This is a genomic window from Lactovum odontotermitis (assembly GCF_054658595.1).
In genome coordinates, this window is the sequence record NZ_BAAGGQ010000017.1 from 15,994 (window position 1) to 36,683 (window position 20,690).

The following is a 20,690-nucleotide window of genomic DNA, read 5'->3' on the forward strand; positions in this document are numbered from 1 at the left end:
ATGCCGGAATTACCAGAAGTAGAAACAATCCGCCGCGGCCTGTCCCGACGTTTAATCGGCCGGAAAATCCATAAAATCACTGTTCTAGAAGCAAAAAGCTTCCAGATTGAGGATGAAGACAGAGTCTGGCTGCAAGCAGCAATCACAGCTGTCCGCAGGCGGGCGAAAGTCCTTATGCTTGATTTAGACACAGATTACACACTGCTTTTCCATCTGAAAATGACCGGGCAGCTGATTTATCGAGAAGCTGATTCAGAATTAACAGATGACAGGAATTTTGCCGCGGGACATCCAACTGGCTCCTGGCTGGTCAATTTGCCGGACAAATCAACGCGTGTGATTTTTCAAATGGCTGACAAAGCGCAGCTTTTTTTCAACGACCAGCGAAAGTTCGGCTGGATTAAACTTCTGCCGACCGCCAAAGTTATGGAGCAGAAGTTCCTGGCAGAATTGGGTCCAGAAATCGTTGACTTCACACAGGAAAAGATTCCTGAGAAAATTTCGGAAAGCACATATAAGGAGTTCTTGAGACGTGTACGCCGGCACCCGAATGCACCAGTAAAAGCTGTCATTCTGGACCAGAAAGTTGTGGCAGGAATCGGCAATATTTATGCGGATGAAGGGCTCTGGGGCGCCAAAATTCACCCGGCAGCACATGTCAAAAATCTGACAGACAGGGAGTTGCGAAAGCTTTTGCGCGAAGTCAAAAAATCCATGACCCGCTCCATCGAATCCGGCGGCTCCACCATGAAAAACTTTGTGAGAGCTGACGGCAGCCGCGGCAATTATCTGGAACTGTTTGCCAATGTTTTCCGTCGCGAAGGGCAGCCCTGTCCGCGCTGCGGCACTGAAATCATCAAGCTGAAAGTCGCTGGACGCGGGACACATATTTGTCCGAAATGCCAGCGTCTCATCGCTTAACATTGATATGTTCAACTTGTTTTGAAATTCACAAGCTGTTCATTCGGCAATTTTCTGAAAGTTTGCTAAAATTTGTCTAAGAGACAAACTTTTATACGAATGCTATTACAGGAGACAAAAGCAAATATGACCCAAAAATTTGGTGCAGACCTCATTGTTGACAGTCTGATTAACCACGACGTTGACTATATTTTCGGTATCCCCGGCGCAAAAATCGACCGCGTTTTTGACGTGCTGAATGACCGAGGTCCCAAACTCATCGTCACGCGGCACGAACAAGGCGCCAGCTTCATGGCACAGGGAATCGGCCGCATCACAGGCAAACCGGGTGTTGTCATTGCAACCTCAGGCCCAGGCGTCTCAAACCTGGCCACAGGCCTTTTGACAGCCACAGCCGAAGGCGACCCGGTTCTGGCACTTGGTGGTCAGGTCAAACGCTCAGACCAGCTGAAACGCGCCCATCAGTCCATGGACAACGTAGGACTCATGAAGCCCGTCACAAAGTTTTCTGCCGAAGTTGAAGACGCCAGCGTCCTGCCCGAAACAATTGCGAACGCCTACCGGATTGCCAAGGCAGGTAAAGGCGGCGCCAGCTTCATCTCGATTCCTCAAGACGTGACAGACGCAGAAATCGGCGACACCAAGACAATAAAACCTATGTCGGCGCCAAAACTCGGCGACGCCTCTGTAGATGACATTATTTATCTGGCACAGGCCATTCGTACCAGTATTTTGCCCGTGATTCTTGTGGGTGCGGGCGCTTCAGACGAAAAAGTGGCCGAAGCACTGCGCAATTTACTCTCTGTTGTCCAGATTCCAGTCGTTGAAACATTCCAGGGCGCAGGTGTGATTTCACGCGAGCTGGAATCCACCTTCTTCGGCCGTGTCGGACTCTTCCGCAATCAGCCGGGCGACATGCTGCTGAAACGCGCCGACCTCGTCATTACAGTAGGCTACGACCCGATTGAATACGAAGCCCGAAACTGGAACGCGGAAATTGACAGCCGTATCATTGCCATTGACGACGCACTGGCTGAAATTGACAGCTACTTCCAGCCGGAGAGAGAACTCCTAGGCAATATTGCAGCCACGCTGGAAAATCTGCTTCCGGCAGTCCGCGGCTACCAGCTTTCAGAGGGCTCAAACGAGTATTTGAACGAACTGCATGAAATCTCCTGCTTCTCTGCCGAAGCGCTCAAACCAGCAGAAGGACGCCTGCACCCCCTCGAAATCGTCCAGACACTCCAGGAAAGCGTCAAGGATGACGAAACCGTCACCGTGGATGTCGGCTCGCTCTACATCTGGATGGCACGCTATTTCAGGAGCTACGAACCCCGTCACCTGCTCTTTTCAAATGGCATGCAGACACTCGGTGTTGCTCTGCCGTGGGCAATCTCGGCCGCATTAGTGCGCCAAGGAAAGAAAGTCTATTCAAACTCCGGAGACGGCGGCTTCCTATTCACCGGTCAAGAGCTGGAAACAGCCGTTCGCCTGAACCTCCCGATTGTACAGCTGATTTGGAATGACGGCCACTACGACATGGTCAAATTCCAGGAAGAAATGAAATACGGGCGCAGCGCCGGTGTTGATTTCGGCAAAGTGGACTATGTCAGATACGCAGAGTCAATGGGCGCCAAAGCCTATCGCGTACACAGCAAGGACGAGCTCAAACAGGTCCTGTCAGAAATTCCAGAGACGACCGGTCCGGTTTTGATTGACATACCAGTTGATTACAAGGACAATATCAAGTTAGGCGAGACTCTATTGCCTGATGAATTTTATTAATAATTTAAGAATCGTATTATAAACTATAAATTGAAAGGAAGCTATGGCAGCTTTATACCAATTCAACACACTTGCATCGCTTATGTCCGGATTCTACGACGGACAAATCAGCGTTTCAGATATCACGCAGCACGGCGACTTCGGCCTCGGCAGCTTTGACCAGGTTGACGGCGAAATGATTGTGCTTGACGGCCAAGTTTATCAGGCCAGAGGCGACAACAGCGTCCGCATTGTTGATTCAGCTCAGACCTCACCCTACCTTGCAGTGACGCAGCAGAAGGCAGATGTTAAATTTGGTCTTATGGGCAATTTTGGCCTGGCAGAAACGGAAAAACAGATAGAAAACCGGCTGATAAGCAGAAATCTCTTTCATTCCGTCAAAATCCACGGCGACTTTCCCAGAATGAAAATCAGAATGGCAACGAAAACTCCCTCTGGTGTAGGCTTTGACGTCGTTTCGGCGCATCAGGCAGAGTATGAGCTTTCTGACTTGACCGGTACAATCGTGGGCTTCTGGGCTCCCTCACTCTTTCAGGGCGCAGCTCTGGCAGGCTTCCATCTGCATTTCATCTCGGACGATAAAACCGTCGGCGGACATGTCTATGATTTTGACATGGAAAATGCCGAAGTTGAATTAGGAAAAATTGATAGAATTGAGCAGGATTTTTCAATTTATGATGAAAATTTCCTGAAAAACGAAATCGACTTACAGAAAATCAATGAAATTATTGAGTTGACAGAGTAAAAATTGTGATTTTTGTTTGCCCATGAAGAATTATGGACAGTTTGTAAACGGATTTTCTGAAAATATTTGGAAGCCAATTCAAACATTTTCAGAATTCCTGAAAACCTTACAAAAGTCGGAAAAATGATTGAAAACTTCAGACACTAGTTCTTTACAAGTAAAGGCTTAAGTGCTAAAATAGAAGTGTAAAAAAATAGAGCCAAATTAGAGGCTCGGAGGAGAAAGATTAGATGAAAGTCAAAGTGACTAAAGACATTTTTGACCAAGCTTGGGAAGGCTTCAAAGGAACTGATTGGCAGGATAAAGCCAGTGTTTCTCGTTTTGTCCAAGACAATTACACACCATATGATGGTGATGAGAGCTTTTTAGCAGGCGTTACTGAGCGTACTCTTAAGGTTAAAAAAATCATTGAGGATACAAAAGCTCACTACGAAGAAGTTGGATTTCCGTTTGATACAGATGTCGTCACTTCAATCGATAAGATTCCTGCAGGTTATGTAGATCCTAACGATAAGGACCTTGAAGTTATCTACGGCATGCAGAACAAAGAGCTTTTCCGTTTGAACTTTATGCCTAAAGGCGGACTGCGCGTTGCAGAAAAAGTTCTGACAGAGCATGGTCTGAGTGTTGATCCTCATTTGCACGAGATTCTTTCAACCAGCATGACTTCTGTAAATGACGGTATCTTCCGTGCCTACACTTCAAATGTCCGTAAAGCACGTCATGCTCACACTGTCACAGGTCTGCCGGATGCTTATTCACGCGGCCGTATCATCGGTGTTTATGCCCGTCTTCCATTGTACGGTGCAGATTACCTGATGAAGGAAAAAGCCCGCGAGTGGGATGCCATCACTGAAATCAACGATGAGAACATTCGTCTTAAGGAAGAAATCAACATGCAGTACGAAGCACTGCAGCAGGTCATCAACTTCGGTAATTTGTACGGCCTTGATGTTTCACGTCCAGCTATGAACGTACAAGAAGCCATTCAATGGGTTAACATTGCCTACATGGCAGTCTGCCGTGTTCTTAATGGTGCTGCAACTTCAATGGGACGTGTGCCTATCGTTCTTGACATTTACGCAGAACGTGACTTGGCGCGCGGCACATTCACCGAGCAGGAAATCCAGGAATTCGTAGATGATTTCGTTCTGAAGCTCCGCACAGTCAAGTTTGCACGTGCACAGGCCTACGATGAGCTTTACTCAGGCGACCCAACATTTATCACAACTTCTATGGCTGGTATGGGCAATGACGGTCGTCACCGTGTCACAAAGATGGACTTCCGTTTCCTGAACACGCTTGACACCATCGGCAATGCGCCAGAGCCAAACTTGACGGTGCTCTGGTCATCTAAGCTGCCATACAGCTTCAAGTACTACTGCATGCACATGAGCTACAAGCACAGCTCGATTCAATACGAAGGAGTTGATACAATGGCCAAAGACGGCTACGGCGAAATGTCATGTATCTCTTGCTGTGTGTCTCCATTGGACCCTGAAAATGAAGAAGGACGTCACAATCTTCAATACTTCGGCGCGCGTGTCAACGTTCTGAAAGCAATGCTGACAGGTCTTAACGGCGGATATGACGATGTTCATAAAGATTACAAAGTCTTTGACATCGAGCCAGTGACAGAAGAAGTTCTTGACTATGACACTGTCATGGCAAACTTCGATAAATCACTTAACTGGCTGACTTCGACTTATGTAGATGCCATGAACATCATTCACTACATGACTGACAAGTACAACTACGAAGCAGTTCAGATGGCCTTCCTGCCGACTAAGGTTCGTGCTAACATGGGCTTTGGTATCTGCGGTTTCGCCAACACTGTCGACTCACTTTCAGCCATTAAATATGCGAAAGTTAAGACACTCCGCGACGAGAACGGCTACATCTACGATTACGAAGTAGAAGGCGACTTCCCTCGTTATGGTGAAGATGATGACCGTGCTGATGATATTGCGAAGCTTGTGATGAAGATGTACCATGAAAAACTGGCTTCACATAAACTTTACAAGAATGCAGAAGCAACTGTTTCTCTGCTGACCATCACTTCAAACGTGGCTTATTCTAAGCAGACGGGTAACTCACCTGTTCATAAAGGTGTCTACCTCAATGAAGACGGCACTGTGAACAAGAGCAAGCTTGAATTCTTCTCACCAGGCGCTAACCCTTCAAACAAGGCAAAAGGCGGCTGGCTGCAGAATCTCCGTTCATTAGCAAAACTTGAATTTAAAGATGCAAATGACGGTATCTCACTGACAACTCAGGTTGCACCACGTGCACTCGGCAAGACAGAAAAAGAGCAAGTGACGAACTTGGTCAACATTCTTGACGGCTACTTCACACCAGGTGCTTTGATTGGCGGAACTGACTTTGCCGGCCAGCATATCAACTTGAATGTCATGGACCTTAAAGATGTCTACGACAAGATTATGCGCGGCGAAGACGTTATCGTACGTATCTCCGGCTACTGCGTCAATACTAAGTATCTGACTGCAGAGCAGAAGCAGGAATTGACAGAGCGTGTCTTCCACGAAGTCTTGTCAACTGACGATGACGAAGTGATGCATACTTCTAACATCTAATTCTGATTAAAAAGACAGACCTTCGGGTCTGTTTTTTAGGTGAAATTGTGAAGCATATTTTGCAGGACAAAATGTCTAAAACTATAAGAGGATAAAAAATCGATTGTTCACTCAAAGAATATTGCTATGAGCGGATGAATGTCTGCAGACTGTTTTTCAGTGTTTTAGAAATTGAACAAAGCGTTGATATTTTTACAAAGCTTAATTAGTTCTCATAAAAAACTGATTTTAATGCTTTAACCTTGACAAATCCAGCAGATTGTGGCAAAATGAACAAGTACGGTTTTGGCCGTCAAATAAATTAAATATAGCTTCCCGCGGGGAAGTAGGAGGAATTTCATTAATGAATGAATTTGAGCAAATGCTAAATAGCGTCGAGGACGTTAAAGTGAAGGATGTCGTGAAAGGAGAGATCCTGACTGTCGATAATGATCAAGCGACTGTGTCTATCGTTGGTACAGGCGTTGAGGGTATCCTGACACTTCGTGAAATCACTAACGAGAAAGATGCTGACATTAACTCATTCGTTAAGGTTGGTGACGTTCTGGACTTGATGGTCATTAAGCAAATCGTTGGTAAAGAGTCTGAGGGGGCAAATGTTTATCTGCTTTCTCTGAAGCGTCTGGCTGCACGTAAGGCCTGGACTGAAATCGAAGGCTCTGAAGGCGAGATTGTAACAGTAAAAGTTCTGAAAGCTGTTAAAGGCGGTCTTTCTGTTGAATATAAGGGTGTACGCGGATTTATTCCGGCTTCACTGATTGACACTTACTTTGTGCGCGATACAAAGCGTTTTGAAGGCCAGGAAATTGAAGCGAAGATCATTGAAATCAATCCGGCTGAGCAGCGTTTCATTCTGGATCGCCGTGTTGTGATTGAGACTGAAAACTTTGAGGCCCGCAAAGAGGTTTTTGCTGCACTTAATGTCGGTGATATTCTTGAGGGTAAAGTTGCCCGCACAACAAACTTCGGCGCATTTATTGATCTTGGCGGCGTGGATGGACTGGTTCATATTACTGAGCTGACGCACGGCCGTATCAGAAAGCCGTCTGATGTTGTTTCAGTCGGTGACGTGGTAAATGTTAAGATTTTGAGCCTGGATGCTGAATCCGGCCGTATCTCATTGTCACTCAAGGCAACACAGCCTGGGCCATGGGACGGTATTGAAGCGAAGCTTGCCAAGGGTGATGTGGTTGACGGCACTGTGAAGCGTTTGACTGACTTCGGCGCGTTCGTTGAAATCTTCCCTGGTGTTGAAGGACTTGTACATGTGTCACAGATTTCATGGGAGCGTGTTGAGAATCCGAAAGATGTACTTAAGCCAGGTCAGGCTGTTAAGGTTAAAGTCCTTGACATCAAGCCTGAAGAAGAGCGTATTTCACTCTCAATCAAGGCGCTTGAGGAAGCACCTGCTCATGCTGAGCACAAGTCTCACGGAGAAGGTGAGAGACGTGAGCGCAAGCCGCGTGGTAAGCGCGATAACCAGCATCAGAATACAGCACAATTTAATGAGCCGGCTGAGACAATCACTTTGGCTGATCAATTTGCTGATTTGAACTGGGAAGATCTGCTTAAATAATTTGATTTTGTTTTATGCTAAATGATGCTGGTATTTTGCCGGCATCATTTTTTGTCTAAAATAACTTGTTCGCAAGCTATGATTTGTTGAGCGGGAGATTGATTTGTTTAAACGATAAGTAGATTAAAAATTAATATAAGTCGGTTCTGTTTATTCTGCTATAATGGTGTAATCGCATACAAGGGGGATGATATGCATTTAAGTGACTTAAAATATTTTGTAGCGGTTGCTGAGGAAAAGAGCTTTACCAAGGCCTCACAGCGGCTTTTTATTTCTCAGCCTTCTTTGACGGTTTCAATCAATCGGCTGGAGGATGAGCTGGGGAAGCGTCTGTTAATCCGCAAGCGCGGCGCTAAGGCGATGGTGCTGACTGCAGAGGGTGAGCTTGTTTTTGCGCACGCCAAGAAAATTCTGCGGGAGATTGACATTATTTACATGGAGGTTAAGGACGAAGAGGAGAAAAAGGTACGGCTCGGTGTACCGCCAATTATTGGGGCTTACCTTTTCCCAAAAATCATGAAACGTTTAGATAAGAGTGTAATTGGCGGTCTTGAGCTGATTGAAACGGGTTCTGAAAATATGAAGAAGCTTCTTAAAAAGGACAAGCTGGAAATGTGTTTTATCGGGACTGAGTCGCCAATAAAGAATAGTCATCTGGAGACTTATTTTATCATGCGGGACAGTTATTCAATCTGCATGAGTCTGGAGCATCCTTTGGCCAAGCGCAAAAGTATTGATTTTTCCGAGCTTGCAGGCGAGCAGTTTGTTTCGCTGGGAAATGACTTTGTTCAGTATAAGATTTTGAAGGAGCTGTGTCTGGAACACGGCATGAAAGATGAAGTAAAAAATTTCGTGATTGCCAATGAAATTCAGACCGCTAAATCTTTGATTTCAAACGGGACCGGAATCGGCTTTCTGATTACGAGTTCACTGGGTTCGCGAAAGGATATTCGGGCGATTCCGCTAAAGGTTCCGGTTTATTTTTATGTTTATCTGGTTTTTAAAAAGGACAGGGAGCTTTCGGAATTTGAAAAAAGAGTGAAGGAAAATCTGATTCGGGCAAATGCTGGGCTTTAGTTATAGTTTTTATCTATAATTCGATTAAAAAATAGTATTTTACATTTGCCGATAGAGCCGTTATAATAATGGTGAAAACGGATACACAATCGAGCAAGCGAAGCGTTTGCTTGAACGCAATCACGCAACTTAACAAAAGGAAGGAAAACTGAAAATGACGGATTTTTACGGGAAGAATGTGCTGACGAAAGCTTTTTTGAACAAGGGGCAAGCTTTTACTGACAAGGAACGCGAAAAATATGGGCTGCAGGGGCTGATTCCAGCCGCGGTAGAGACCTTGGAAACGCAGACATCTGCAGTTTATAAAAAATTAACCCAGATTTCTGATAATTATGCCAAAAATCAATATCTGATGACGATTTATGACAGTAATCGCGTGCTTTATTATGCAACTGTGGCCGCACATGTGGAGGAGCTGCTGCCAGTGATTTATACGCCGACGATTGCGGATGCTGTGACGAATTTTTCACGGGATTTTGTTCAGGGTCACGGGGCGCTTTATTTGGATACGGATTATCCTGAAATGCTTGAAGCGGCAATGCGTGCGGCTGCCAGTGATTTGGAGCAGGTGGACGTCATGGTCATTACGGACGGCGAGGGTGTGCTGGGAATCGGCGACTGGGGCGTTGGCGGCGTGATGATTTCGGTCGGGAAACTGGCAGTTTATACGGTGGCGGCCGGGCTCAATCCGCGGCGGGTGCTGCCTGTGGTGATTGACAACGGCACGGAAAATCCGGAATTGCTGGCAGACCCGCATTATGTCGGGAAAAAATGTGCGCGTAAAACGGGCAGTGATTATCTGGCATATATTGAACAGTTTGTTGCAGCGGCTAAAAAACTGTTTCCTGGTGTACTTTTCCACTGGGAGGATTTCGGCCGGGGCAATGCGGCGGCGATTCTGGCGCAGTATCAGGATAAGATTACGACTTTTAATGATGACATTCAGGGAACAGGAATTATGATGGCGGCGGCTGTTTATGCGGTAGCTGAGGTCACGAAAAAGCCGATTACAGAGCACCGTTATCTGATTTTCGGCGGCGGGACGGCCGGTATTGGGATTTCTGACCAGATTCGGCAGGAAATGCGGCTGACCGGGCTTTCTGATGAGGAGGCTTATGCGCGGATTTATGTGGTGGACCGATATGGACTGGTAACGGCGGATATGGCGGACTTAACTGAAGGGCAACAACGTTATGCCCGTTCAGATGAAGAGAATTTGAAAAATCTGACAGATTTGACTCAAATCATTGAGGCGGTTCAGCCGACGGTACTGATTGGCTGCTCTGGACAGCCAGGTGCCTTCACCGAAGCAGCCGTGCGCAAAATGGCAGAAATCAATGACCGTCCAGCAATCCTGCCGATTTCCAATCCGACGAAGCTCTGTGAAGCTACAGCTGAAAATCTCATTCAATGGACAAACGGCCGAGCTTTGGTAGTGACGGGAAGCCCTTCAGCCCCTGTCGAATTTGACGGCGTTGAATACATCATTGGACAGGCTAATAATGCTCTGCTCTATCCTGGACTGGGCTTAGGAATTGTGACGGCGAAGGCAAGTACGGTCACGAAAAACATGCTGTCAAAAGCCGCAGGCGCGATTTCAGCGCTGCAGGATTTGAGTCAGGCAGGCGCACCGATTCTGCCGCCGCTTCAATATGTCCGCGAAGCCTCACGACTCGTGGCTGAGGCCGTGGTACAAGCAGCAATTGACGACGGTGTCGCAGCGCGGGTGATAACAGATGTCAAAGCAGCTGTGGAAAATGAAATCTGGGAGGCAAAATACGAATGAGTGAACATTATCGCATCGAAGAAGATACTCTGGGAGAGGTTAAAGTGCCGGTGAATGCGCATTGGTCGGCGCAGACGCAGCGTAGTCTGGAAAATTTCCCGACGGGTGAGAAAATGCCTCTGCCGATTATCCGTGCCCTGCTCAATTTGAAAAAAGCCGCCGCCCTGTCTAATCAGGAACTTGGCCAAATTGAAGCTGAAAAAGCAGAAGCCATTGTGCAGACTATCACAACTTTACTAGCACAATCGGATGACGACTTAGGCAAAGATTTCCCCTTGTCTGTTTATCAGACAGGCTCCGGCACACAGACCAATATGAATGTCAACGAAGTGGTAGCGCATCTTGCCAGCCGTCCCGGCCTTGAAATTTCGCCTAATGATGATGTCAACCGCGCTCAGAGCTCCAATGATATTTTTCCGACAGCCATGCACCTGGTGGCCGTCGAAGCCGTCACGGCACTGGAAAAAGCGCTGCAGAATCTGATTGTGCAATTGCGTATCAAGCAGGACGAATTCTGGAGCGTTGTGAAAGTTGGACGCACCCATCTGCAGGATGCCACGCCTTTGACTTTTGGACAGGAAATTTCCGGCTACTTGTCTGCTTTGAAGCATGATTTGGCTTATCTGCAGACGCTCAAGCCCACGCTCTATGAGCTGGCAATCGGCGGTACGGCTGTCGGTACAGGCTTAAATGCGAACCCGGAGCTGGGCGGAAAAATTGCGGCGCAGATGTCGGAGCTCTACGATGCGCCATTTACAGCTGAATCAAATAAATTCTATGGTCTGGCGCATCATTCTGCCTTGGTTATCGTCCACAGCGCCATCAAAACTTTGGCGGCTGATCTCATCAAAATTGCCAATGATCTCCGATTTCTGGCTTCTGGACCTCGGGCTGCCTACGGTGAGCTCAAAATTCCTGCCAATGAGCCGGGAAGCTCGATTATGCCGGGGAAAGTCAATCCGACGCAGGCTGAGGCTCTGACCATGGCGGCGGTTCGTGTGCTCGGCAATGATGTGACGATTGGACTTGCGGCCAGCCAGGGAAATTTCGAGATGAATGTCTATAAACCTGTTCTGATTGCCAGTTTCCTGGAGTCGGCGAATTTGCTTGCCGGAACAATGACGGGCTTTGCGGACAAGCTCGTGGCAGGCCTTGAAATCAATGCGGCACGTATGGAAGAATTGCTCGAGAATTCGCTGATGACAGTGACTGCGCTCTCTCCCCATATTGGTTACCATGCGGCTGCTGAAATTGCGCAGAAAGCTGACCGCGAAGGCACAAGTTTACGGGCGGCGGCACTTGCCGATGGACGAATCAGTGCCGCTGAATATGACGAGTGGATGGACTTTTCGGCCATGACGAATCTGGAACGTTCAGCGAAAGAATAAAAGAAATTTTTCACATTATGAAATTAGTGTCATTATTTGCACAGAGCAAGAAAGCGCTTACTCAAAAAACTGAGTCGAACGCTATTTAAAGGAGAAAAAATGAGTACCCTTGAAAAAATAAACTACAAAAAATTCATCATACCAATTGTCATCGGGCTGATTATCTGGCTCCTATCTCCCGTTAAACCAGCAGGCGTGTCAATGGCAGCCTGGCACATGTTTGCAATTTTTGTTGCCACCATCGTTGCCCTCATCACCAAACCACTGCCGATTGGCGCAATTGCACTGGTTGGATTTACACTTACAGTGCTGACAGGAACAGTGCCGATGGCTAAAGCAATCACAGGCTTCGGAAATTCGAGCATCTGGCTCATTGCACTGGCATTCTTCCTCTCGCGAGGCTTCATCAAAACAGGACTAGGCCGGCGCGTTGCCTTGATATTTGTTCGAACATTCGGCAGAAAAACGCTGGGACTAGCCTATTCAATTGTCGGCGTAGACCTGATTCTGGCGCCGGCAACACCAAGTAATACTGCGCGCGGCGGGGGAATTGTCCACCCGATTGTAAGATCAATTTCTCACGCACTCGGTTCAGATCCGGAAGATCATACCGAAGCTAAAGTCGGCTCTTTCCTGGCTTTCACACAATATCAGGCAAATGTCGTCACCTCAGCCATGTTTCTGACAGCCGAAGCTGGTAACCCGATTGCTTATGCACTCGCACTGAAAGCCGGCATTCACATGTCATGGTTCATCTGGTTTCTGGGAGCACTTGTTCCCGGAGTGATTGCCTTAATCCTGGCACCATTGGTTCTTTACAAAATTTATCCGCCGCAAATCAAAGAGACGCCAGGTGCAAAAGACTGGGCGCAGAAAGAGCTGGCAGCTCAAGGGCCGATTTCAGCAGCTGAAAAAATTATGATGGGCACTTTCCTTCTATCGCTGGCTCTTTGGGTTGCCGGAAGTTTTATCGGTATGGATGCGACAACCGTCGGCTTTATTGCCATCGCAATTCTCCTGCTGACAGGCGTGCTGACCTGGAAAGACATCTTGAACGAAGGGGGAGCCTGGAATACTTTCTTCTGGTTCTCCGTGCTGGTAATGATGGCCGGTCAGCTTAACGAGCTGGGCTTCATTTCCTGGCTCTCAACAGATGTGAGCAAAGTGCTCCACGGTCTGCCCTGGTTTGCCGTTCTGGTTATCGTCCTGCTTGCTTATTTCTATGTTCATTACATGTTTGCTTCAGAGACAGCGCATACCACCGCCCTATATTCAGCGGCACTCGCCTTGACCCTGGCCGGCGGCGTTCCGCCAATGCTTGCGGCCCTGATGATTGGCTATTTCGGCAATTTGCTCGGCTCAACGACGCATTATGCCTCAGGCCCTGCTCCCGTCGTCTTCGGTTCAGGTTTCGTCAAACAAAATGACTGGTGGCGATTGTGTTTTATCTTGGGACTGATGTATATTGTCATTTTCCTGACGATTGGTACCGGCTGGATGAAAATTATCGGGATTTGGTAAAAGTCTGAAAATTCACGAGAAATCGTGGATTTTTTTAAGGGCCAGAAGCCATCAACATACCCAATTTTCTGCTATAATTTAAATAGAAACTTAAATACTTCCAAGAACAAAAAGCAAAACGAGGTGAAAGAATGAAATTAACAGCTTTAGGCGTCTGGGGAGGCTACCCCACCCGCGATGCCGGAACAACTTCCTATTTGCTGCAGTCAGAATCCGGCTTCAACATGCTTCTAGACTGCGGCAGCCGGGCAGTAACCGAACTCGAGCACGAACTGCAGCCGACGCAGCTGGATGCGGTGCTGGTCAGCCATTATCACGAGGATCACATTGCAGATCTCGGCGTGCTGCGGCAGTATCGCCAGCTTTATCCGCTGGGACAGGACGGCTGGGACGGCATGATTCTGAAAATTTACGGACACGATGAAAATGCCTTTGAATTCGCCAAACTCACCATGGATAAGGTTTCCGAAGGACATGCTTATGATGTCAATAAAGTCAATAAAATCGGGCCATTTGATGTAACTTTCCTGAAAACAGTCCATCCCGTGACCTGCTATGCCATGCGCATTATTGAGCGCAGAACAGGACAGGTGCTGCTTTACACGGGCGACACCGGCTATTTCCCTGAGCTGGCGGAGTTCAGCAAGGCGGCGGACGTGCTGCTGGCGGATGTTTATTTCCTGAAAGACAAGCACAACATGCCCAACCATTTGTCAAGCGAAGAAGCGGGAAAAATTGCGCGAGAAGCAGATGTGAAAACACTGATTTTAAGCCATCTACCGCAGTTTTGTGATTTAAATCAATTAGAGAAAGAAGCGCAAGACGCGGCAGGCCATGAGATAAAGGTCGAGCTTGCGCAGCCCCACAAGCAATGGCAGCTATGACATTCACGGCGGAAGAAAAAGAATTTTTCATGCAAGAGGCCCTAATTGAAGCACAGAAGGCAGCAGATAACAACGAAGTGCCGATTGGCTGCGTGATTGTGCAGATTCCGCGGGAAAAAGCAGCCTCAGGACTCTTTGAGCGAATTCCAGAAGCCGAATTAAAAATCATCGGCCGAGGATTTAACCGCCGCGAACTCGATGAACGTGCCACTCATCATGCGGAAATTTCCGCCATTGAAGCGGCCAATGCGGCGACTGGAAATTGGCGCTTGACAGACTGCGCACTTTTTGTGACGATAGAGCCTTGCCTGATGTGTGCCGGCGCAATCGGACTAGCCAGAATGCCGGAAGTGTATTATGGCGCGGCAAATCCGAAATTCGGTGCCGTGGAGAGCCTTTATCAAGTCCTGCAGGACAAACGTCTCAACCATCGCGTGCAAGTTGAATCCGGGATTTTAGAAGAAAAATGCGCAGCCATCATGCAGAATTTTTTCCGAAATCGACGATAAATAAAAATTTTCCTCTGAACATTCAGCGGAAAATTTTTTTGTTTTTGAAAGAGAATCACCAAATGAAATAACGGATAATCTTGATAGCGCCAAGCACAACCAGAGAAATACCCAATAAAATCCAGAGAAAAGCAGCCCCCATAAACGGCGTGAAAAGCAGCGAAAGACCAGCCAGTACACTCAAAATCGCAGAAAAGATTGTCCAGCCCTTAGACGAGCTGTACTGCACCATTCCAAATGCTGTGAAACCTTCCACCAGCCAAGTGATTCCCACGAAAATTCCAATAAACAGGAAAAGATAAGTCGTCGTTGCAGCCAAATTGATGAAAGAGAAAATCCCGGCAACGAGATAAAGCGCGCCCAGAAGCAAATGCCCGAAGCGCCCCCAGCCTGATTCATCAACAGCAGAAAAACTGGTAATGACATAAAAGAGTCCGATTATCGCAAAGGAAATGCCGATGAGAACCGTCACAACCGCAGCCGACCTCCCAGGCCAGAAAAGAATGAGCAGACCAGCAATCAGTGACAGAAGCCCGTTAATACCAATATGGCTGCGCAGCTTTTTTGAAAAAGAATTGTTTAACATATTAATGTTCCTCACTTTCTATATGTTATAAATACGATTGTAACATATTTGTTTAAAAATGTCAAAAACATTATATATTATTTAGAAAAAAGTGGCAAATACATAAGATTTAAATTAAAAAATTTGCCTGTACTCACAGCGCAAAAATGTTATAATTATCTAAAACAATGAACGACATTATCAAACACAAACTCGAGCTCCTGCCGGATTCGCCCGGCTGCTATCAGCATAAAGATAAAAACGGACAAATCATCTACGTCGGCAAGGCCAAAAACCTGAAAAACCGCGTGCGCTCGTATTTCCACGGCTCGCACGACACGAAGACAGAACTGCTGGTTTCTGAAATCGCCGATGTCGAATGGATTGTCACAGGCTCAAATATTGAGGCGCTCCTGCTCGAAATCAACATGATTCAAGAGTACAAGCCGAAATACAACATTCTGCTGAAAGACGACAAGTCTTATCCTTTCATCAAAATTACCAATGAAAAATATCCGCGCGTGGAAATCACACGCAATGTCAGGAAAGACGGCGGGCATTACTTCGGGCCTTATCCGGATGTAGGCGCCGCACAGGAAATCAAGCATCTGATAGACCGGATTTTCCCTTTCCGCAAGTGCAGCCTGCACGAAACGCGGGTCTGCTTTTATTACCATATTCATCAGTGTCTCTGCCCCGTCGTGAATCACGTGGATCCGCAGGTTTATGTGAAAATGACCCAACAGGTCACGAAGTTTCTGACGACCGATGACAATGAAATCGTGGATGAAATGAAGCAGAAAATGCAGGAGGCTTCGGATAATCTGGAATTTGAACAGGCTGCCGAATATCGCGACATCATCAAAGCCATCGGAATCCTGAGAACCAAGCAGCGCGTGCGTAATCTGGACAATAAAGACCGTGACATCTTCGGTTATGCTGTGGACAAAGGCTGGATGTGTGTGCAGGTTTTCTTCATGCGCCAGGGCAAGCTCATCAAGCGTGACGTCAATCTTTTCCCCTACTACAATGAACCGGAAGAAGACTTTCTGACATATATCGGCCAGTTTTACAAGGACCAGCAGCATTTACTGCCAGGCGAGATATTTATTCCGAAGGACATTGACACGGCTTCTGTCTCAGCCCTGGTGGATAACAAGGCAAAGGTCTTCCAGCCTGCGCGCGGCGAGAAAAAGCAGCTGGTGCTGATGGCCAATAAAAACGCGCAGCAGCAGCTCCAGCTGAAATTTGACCTCGTCGAAAAAGATTTGATTAAAACCAAGGGCGCTGTCGAAAATCTCGGTGAAATGCTGGGGATTCCTACGCCTACGCGGATTGAGAGCTTTGACAACTCGAATATCATGGGGACGTCGCCAGTCAGCGCGATGGTCGTTTTCATTGACGGCAAGCCCTCGAAGAAGGACTACCGCAAGTACAAGATCAAAACCGTCGAGGGGGCGGACGACTATGCCTCGATGCGTGAAGTCATTACCCGGCGCTATTCGCGGGCCATTCGTGAGGGCGGCGTGCTTCCGGACCTGATTGCCATGGACGGCGGAGCGGGGCAGGTACACGCGGCCAAGGCGATTCTAGACGAGCTGGGGCTGGACATTCCGGTGGCCGGCATGCAGAAAGACGACAAGCACCAGACCTCCGAGCTGCTCTTCGGCGACCCGCTGGAAGTCGTGCCGATGAGCCGGAATTCTCAGGAATTCTTCCTGCTGCAGCGGATACAGGACGAAGTCCACAGATTTGCCATCACTTTCCACCGGCAGGTTCGGGGGAAAAATACTTTCTCATCCAAGCTGGACGGGATTGCAGGGCTGGGGCCTAAGCGAAAACAGAAGCTGCTGACAGCCTTTAAAAACATGAAAGCCGTCGAGGAAGCCAGCATCCAGCAGGTAGCCGATGCCGGCGTGCCGTACGAGGTGGCTGAACGCGTCAAAGCAAAGCTCAGCGGACAAGAAAAGCCTGACGAGAACTGGAACGCTCTGAAAGAGACAGAACCAGCTGCACAGAAATGAAATAATTGCACATGAATTGGAACAAAGCAAAAATCAAAGACTTTCAAACTTCGCTGCTGAGATGGTATCAGGCCAGTAAAAGAGCTCTGCCCTGGCGTGAGACAAACGAGCCCTACAAAATCTGGATTTCAGAAATCATGTCCCAGCAGACACAAGTGGAGACAGTCATTCCCTATTACGAGAAATTTCTGAAAAAATATCCGGCCATTTCCGACCTAGCAAATGCTGACGATGCAGAATTACTGAAACTCTGGGAAGGTCTGGGTTATTATTCGCGGGCGAGAAACTTGAAAGCCGGTGCCCAGCAGATAATGTCTGAGTTCAAGGGCGACTTTCCTCAAGAAATAGATAAAATCCGCTCCATCAAGGGAATTGGTCCATATACCGCAGCCTCCATTGCTTCTATCTGTTTTAATCTGCCGGAAGCTGCGATTGACGGGAATCTTTTTCGCGTAGGCAGTCGAGTTTTTGCGATTTCTGACGACATTTCCAAAGCCGCAACAAGAAAAATTTTTGATGAAAAGTTCCGCCAAGTCATTAGTTATAAGGAGCCGGGAGATTTTAACCAGGCATTGATGGACCTTGGCGCTAGCATTTGCCTGCCGAAATCGCCAAAATGTGAAATTTGTCCAATTTCTGCCTATTGTGCGGCGTTCGCCCAGGGTACGCAGGAGAAATTTCCTGTCAAGTCAAAAAAACTGAAGCAGAAAGACGTTTATTATCAAGCATTTGCACTTAAATCTGCGGGTAAATATCTGATGGCACAGCGGCCGTCAAATGGCCTGCTAGCTGATATGTGGACCTTTCCGCTGAAAGAAGTCCAAGAAAATGCTGAGATTGATTTGCCGGCGGATTTCAAATCTTCTGTCGTCAAATTTGAGGAAATAGGCGAAATCACACACGTTTTCTCGCATCTAAAATGGCATGTGCGTTTAATCGTTTGCCAGCTGGAAACAGGACAAGTGCATGAGGAATCAGCCTTGTACAATCAAAAATGGCTGTCCGAAAAGGATTTAAAAAGCCATGCGCTGGCAGGTCCGCAGATTAAGCTATTTAAGTTTCTGAAAGATTCCGAATAATAAAAATCGTTAAAATTCGCTTCAAGCGAATTTTTGATATACTTATCATAATGATTATTGGAATTGGCGTGGACACAGTGGAATTGTCCCGAATTACGACAGCGCTTGAGAATCGCCGCTTTGTTGAAAAAGTTTTGACGGAGACTGAACTGCTGAAATTTGACAGTTTTGCTACACTTGTCCGGAAAACGGAATTTCTGGCAGGACGCTGGGCGGCGAAAGAAGCATTTGCGAAGGCTTACGGAACGGGCATCAGCTCACAGCTGCATTTTCTGGACCTGACGATTGACAACGATGATAAGGGAAATCCTTTTTTTGTGGAGCAGCCCTTTGATGAGGGAAATGTCCATTTGTCAATTTCTCATACCCAGTTTGAAGCGACGGCTTTTGTTATTTTGGAGAATAAGATGTGAAACACGACGCGAAACGGCGAAGATGAACTCAGTTGAAGTAGAAGGGAAAATACAGTGATTCCAGCACCACATCGGCATACACCGGCAAAAATTGATTTAGCAGCGATTCGGCGCAATCTGATAAAGATTCGCAGCCATATTGGACTGAATGATGACGGAAAGGTGCCTGAGATTTGGCCAGCCGTCAAGGCAAATGCCTATGGGCATGGCGCAGTGAAAGTTTCACGGGCGATTGAAGATTTGGTCGGCGGTTTTTGTGTGTCAAATCTAGATGAGGCAATCGAGCTGCGTGACGGCGGTCTACAGAAAAAGCCGATTCTGATTTTATCGGGAATTGTGCCTGAAGATGCATCGATTGCGCGTGAGCTGGATTTGACATTGACTGCTCCTAGTTTAGAATGGCTGGAGCTTGTGCTCAAGTCTGATGAGGATTTATCTGGTCTGAAGCTGCATATTGGGATTGACACCGGAATGGGACGCATTGGTGTGCGTGATTTCGCTGAAGCAAATGCCATGATTGATTTAATGGATAATCACGGGATAATATTTGACGGCGTTTTCACCCATTTTGCCACGGCGGATGAGGTGGACACCAGTCAATATGACTTGCAGGCGTCAAGATTTGCTGAGCTTTTGTCAAATTTGTCCAGACGGCCGCATTATGTCCATTCTACAAATTCTGCTGCAGGAATTTGGCACAGTGAACAGGTTCAGGACATTGAGCGGCTGGGTTTGGCGCTTTACGGGCTGAATCCGAGCGGAAGGGCACTGATGCTGCCGGCTGATGTGAAGCTGGAGGCTGCTTTGTCGCTGCAGTCGGAACTTACGCATGTGAAGGAAATTCAAGCAGGCGACACGGTCGGCTATGGCGCGACTTATACGGCCACTGAGCCTACATTCATTGGAACATTGCCGATAGGCTACGCAGACGGCTGGGCGAGGGATTTACAGGGCTTTCGCGTGCTGGTTGACGGCAAATTCTGTGAAATTGTGGGGCGGGTTTCGATGGACCAGATGACGATTAGGCTTGAGCACCGTTATCCTATAGGGACAAAGGTGGTATTAATCGGCCGGGACGGAGATTTGGAGATTACAGCTGATGATATTGCCGACTATCGCGGGACAATAAATTATGAAATTTTGACCTCTTTGTCGGATAGGATTTATCGAGAATATCTTTAAGATGTTTTTAAGCTTTCTTTCAGTAGAACAAACTACAATGTAAGCAGACAGTTTATTAGAGTAGGACGGGATATGAGCTTAGAAAGCGAGGAGTGTCTATGATAATAGTTTATACGGTGCCGTCGTGCAGTTCTTGTAAAAAGGCTGAGGAATGGCTCCGTGCGCACGAACTCAAATATAAGGAAATTAATCTTTTGACCGATGAAATCAAGAAAGAGGATTTGCTGAAAATTCTTTCATTGACGGATGACGGGACGGAAGAAATCATCTCTAAACGCAGCAAAGCCTATACACACCTTGATGTGAATTTTGACAATGTTTCTATCAGCAGGCTTATCGCACTTATCAACGAGAATCGTACGCTGCTTCGCCGGCCGCTTATTTTTGACGACACACACTTGCAAGTCGGTTACAATGAGGATGATATCCGCAAGTTTTTGCCGCGGAATTTCCGCAAGGTCAAGCTTGATGAGGATATTCAGGCAATTCACGAGGATTTGGCAATGTCGGAAGGCTCAAGAACCAGTTGAACAGCTGGTTCTTTTTCGTACAAGTCAGGCAGATATTTATTCAGGGGACAAAAAATCAGACTGTAGACAAAATTCATCGTGATTTTGTTTACAATCTGAAAAATTAAATGT

Annotated in this window: 17 protein-coding genes; 16 read left to right on the forward strand and 1 reads right to left on the reverse strand. The window is 47.1% G+C overall.

Going from position 1 to position 20,690, the window contains the following annotated elements; all coding sequences use genetic code 11:
• The 11 genes from mutM (at position 1) to ACYQ2E_RS09120 (ending at position 14,786) form a co-directional block, all read left to right on the forward strand.
• Entirely contained in the window at positions 1 to 921 is a 921-nt protein-coding gene (gene mutM, locus ACYQ2E_RS09070) for a bifunctional DNA-formamidopyrimidine glycosylase/DNA-(apurinic or apyrimidinic site) lyase (protein ID WP_460017746.1), read from the forward strand.
• A 126-nt stretch (positions 922 to 1,047) separates the two neighbouring features.
• Positions 1,048 to 2,706 carry an acetolactate synthase AlsS gene (alsS, locus tag ACYQ2E_RS09075; RefSeq protein WP_460017747.1) on the forward strand — a complete coding sequence of 553 codons (1,659 nt, stop codon included), beginning with the start codon at positions 1,048 to 1,050 and terminating at the stop codon, positions 2,704 to 2,706.
• Between the two features lie 43 nt (positions 2,707 to 2,749).
• The gene (gene budA / locus ACYQ2E_RS09080) at positions 2,750 to 3,451 is read left to right on the forward strand and encodes an acetolactate decarboxylase (RefSeq protein ID WP_460017748.1); all 702 of its coding nucleotides are present in this window, start codon (positions 2,750 to 2,752) and stop codon (positions 3,449 to 3,451) included.
• Positions 3,452 to 3,681: 230 nt separating this feature from the next.
• Complete coding sequence (gene pflB / locus ACYQ2E_RS09085; protein ID WP_460017749.1) at positions 3,682 to 6,045, forward strand: formate C-acetyltransferase; 2,364 nt, start codon at positions 3,682 to 3,684, stop codon at positions 6,043 to 6,045.
• A gap of 343 nt (positions 6,046 to 6,388) precedes the next feature.
• Positions 6,389 to 7,621 carry a 30S ribosomal protein S1 gene (gene rpsA / locus ACYQ2E_RS09090; protein ID WP_460017750.1) on the forward strand — a complete coding sequence of 411 codons (1,233 nt, stop codon included), beginning with the start codon at positions 6,389 to 6,391 and terminating at the stop codon, positions 7,619 to 7,621.
• A 192-nt stretch (positions 7,622 to 7,813) separates the two neighbouring features.
• Positions 7,814 to 8,698, forward strand: a complete 885-nt coding sequence (locus ACYQ2E_RS09095) for a LysR family transcriptional regulator (protein WP_460017751.1) — start codon at positions 7,814 to 7,816, stop codon at positions 8,696 to 8,698.
• 154 nt (positions 8,699 to 8,852) lie between these two features.
• The gene (locus ACYQ2E_RS09100; protein ID WP_460017752.1) at positions 8,853 to 10,484 is read left to right on the forward strand and encodes an NAD-dependent malic enzyme; all 1,632 of its coding nucleotides are present in this window, start codon (positions 8,853 to 8,855) and stop codon (positions 10,482 to 10,484) included.
• Positions 10,481 to 11,872 (forward strand): class II fumarate hydratase, encoded by a 1,392-nt coding sequence (locus ACYQ2E_RS09105; protein WP_460017753.1) that lies wholly within the window; start codon positions 10,481 to 10,483, stop codon positions 11,870 to 11,872. The genes ACYQ2E_RS09100 and ACYQ2E_RS09105 overlap by 4 nt, the downstream gene beginning before the upstream one ends.
• A gap of 99 nt (positions 11,873 to 11,971) precedes the next feature.
• Positions 11,972 to 13,393, forward strand: a complete 1,422-nt coding sequence (locus tag ACYQ2E_RS09110; RefSeq protein WP_460017754.1) for an anion permease — start codon at positions 11,972 to 11,974, stop codon at positions 13,391 to 13,393.
• Positions 13,394 to 13,524: 131 nt separating this feature from the next.
• On the forward strand, positions 13,525 to 14,277 hold the full coding sequence (locus tag ACYQ2E_RS09115; RefSeq protein WP_460017755.1) for an MBL fold metallo-hydrolase: 753 nt from the start codon (positions 13,525 to 13,527) through the stop codon (positions 14,275 to 14,277).
• Positions 14,274 to 14,786, forward strand: a complete 513-nt coding sequence (locus ACYQ2E_RS09120; protein WP_460017783.1) for a nucleoside deaminase — start codon at positions 14,274 to 14,276, stop codon at positions 14,784 to 14,786. The genes ACYQ2E_RS09115 and ACYQ2E_RS09120 overlap by 4 nt, the downstream gene beginning before the upstream one ends.
• A 55-nt stretch (positions 14,787 to 14,841) precedes the next feature.
• Here ACYQ2E_RS09120 and ACYQ2E_RS09125 read toward each other — a convergent pair whose 3' ends face one another.
• The gene (locus ACYQ2E_RS09125) at positions 14,842 to 15,372 is read right to left on the reverse strand and encodes an HdeD family acid-resistance protein (RefSeq protein ID WP_460017756.1); all 531 of its coding nucleotides are present in this window, start codon (positions 15,370 to 15,372) and stop codon (positions 14,842 to 14,844) included.
• Between the two features lie 167 nt (positions 15,373 to 15,539).
• Between ACYQ2E_RS09125 and uvrC the strand changes: the two genes are divergently transcribed.
• From uvrC to ACYQ2E_RS09150, 5 genes are all read left to right on the forward strand, one after another.
• Positions 15,540 to 17,375, forward strand: a complete 1,836-nt coding sequence (gene uvrC, locus ACYQ2E_RS09130) for an excinuclease ABC subunit UvrC (protein ID WP_460017757.1) — start codon at positions 15,540 to 15,542, stop codon at positions 17,373 to 17,375.
• A gap of 11 nt (positions 17,376 to 17,386) precedes the next feature.
• Complete coding sequence (gene mutY / locus ACYQ2E_RS09135; RefSeq protein ID WP_460017758.1) at positions 17,387 to 18,454, forward strand: A/G-specific adenine glycosylase; 1,068 nt, start codon at positions 17,387 to 17,389, stop codon at positions 18,452 to 18,454.
• Between the two features lie 50 nt (positions 18,455 to 18,504).
• Positions 18,505 to 18,867, forward strand: coding sequence for a holo-ACP synthase (acpS, locus tag ACYQ2E_RS09140; RefSeq protein ID WP_460017759.1), 363 nt, complete (start codon positions 18,505 to 18,507; stop codon positions 18,865 to 18,867).
• Between the two features lie 54 nt (positions 18,868 to 18,921).
• Positions 18,922 to 20,049, forward strand: a complete 1,128-nt coding sequence (gene alr, locus ACYQ2E_RS09145) for an alanine racemase (RefSeq protein WP_460017760.1) — start codon at positions 18,922 to 18,924, stop codon at positions 20,047 to 20,049.
• A 98-nt stretch (positions 20,050 to 20,147) separates the two neighbouring features.
• Positions 20,148 to 20,579, forward strand: coding sequence for a Spx/MgsR family RNA polymerase-binding regulatory protein (locus tag ACYQ2E_RS09150; RefSeq protein WP_460017761.1), 432 nt, complete (start codon positions 20,148 to 20,150; stop codon positions 20,577 to 20,579).
• The last annotated feature ends 111 nt before the right edge of the window (positions 20,580 to 20,690 follow it).

Coding starts and splice junctions, on each gene's coding strand:
- mutM (WP_460017746.1), top strand. CDS start 1: ATGCCGGAATTACCAGAAGTAGAAACAATCCGCCGCGGCCTGTCCCGA.
- alsS (WP_460017747.1), top strand. CDS start 1,048: ATGACCCAAAAATTTGGTGCAGACCTCATTGTTGACAGTCTGATTAAC.
- budA (WP_460017748.1), top strand. CDS start 2,750: ATGGCAGCTTTATACCAATTCAACACACTTGCATCGCTTATGTCCGGA.
- pflB (WP_460017749.1), top strand. CDS start 3,682: ATGAAAGTCAAAGTGACTAAAGACATTTTTGACCAAGCTTGGGAAGGC.
- rpsA (WP_460017750.1), top strand. CDS start 6,389: ATGAATGAATTTGAGCAAATGCTAAATAGCGTCGAGGACGTTAAAGTG.
- ACYQ2E_RS09095 (WP_460017751.1), top strand. CDS start 7,814: ATGCATTTAAGTGACTTAAAATATTTTGTAGCGGTTGCTGAGGAAAAG.
- ACYQ2E_RS09100 (WP_460017752.1), top strand. CDS start 8,853: ATGACGGATTTTTACGGGAAGAATGTGCTGACGAAAGCTTTTTTGAAC.
- ACYQ2E_RS09105 (WP_460017753.1), top strand. CDS start 10,481: ATGAGTGAACATTATCGCATCGAAGAAGATACTCTGGGAGAGGTTAAA.
- ACYQ2E_RS09110 (WP_460017754.1), top strand. CDS start 11,972: ATGAGTACCCTTGAAAAAATAAACTACAAAAAATTCATCATACCAATT.
- ACYQ2E_RS09115 (WP_460017755.1), top strand. CDS start 13,525: ATGAAATTAACAGCTTTAGGCGTCTGGGGAGGCTACCCCACCCGCGAT.
- ACYQ2E_RS09120 (WP_460017783.1), top strand. CDS start 14,274: ATGACATTCACGGCGGAAGAAAAAGAATTTTTCATGCAAGAGGCCCTA.
- ACYQ2E_RS09125 (WP_460017756.1), bottom strand. CDS start 15,372: ATGTTAAACAATTCTTTTTCAAAAAAGCTGCGCAGCCATATTGGTATT.
- uvrC (WP_460017757.1), top strand. CDS start 15,540: ATGAACGACATTATCAAACACAAACTCGAGCTCCTGCCGGATTCGCCC.
- mutY (WP_460017758.1), top strand. CDS start 17,387: ATGAATTGGAACAAAGCAAAAATCAAAGACTTTCAAACTTCGCTGCTG.
- acpS (WP_460017759.1), top strand. CDS start 18,505: ATGATTATTGGAATTGGCGTGGACACAGTGGAATTGTCCCGAATTACG.
- ACYQ2E_RS09150 (WP_460017761.1), top strand. CDS start 20,148: ATGATAATAGTTTATACGGTGCCGTCGTGCAGTTCTTGTAAAAAGGCT.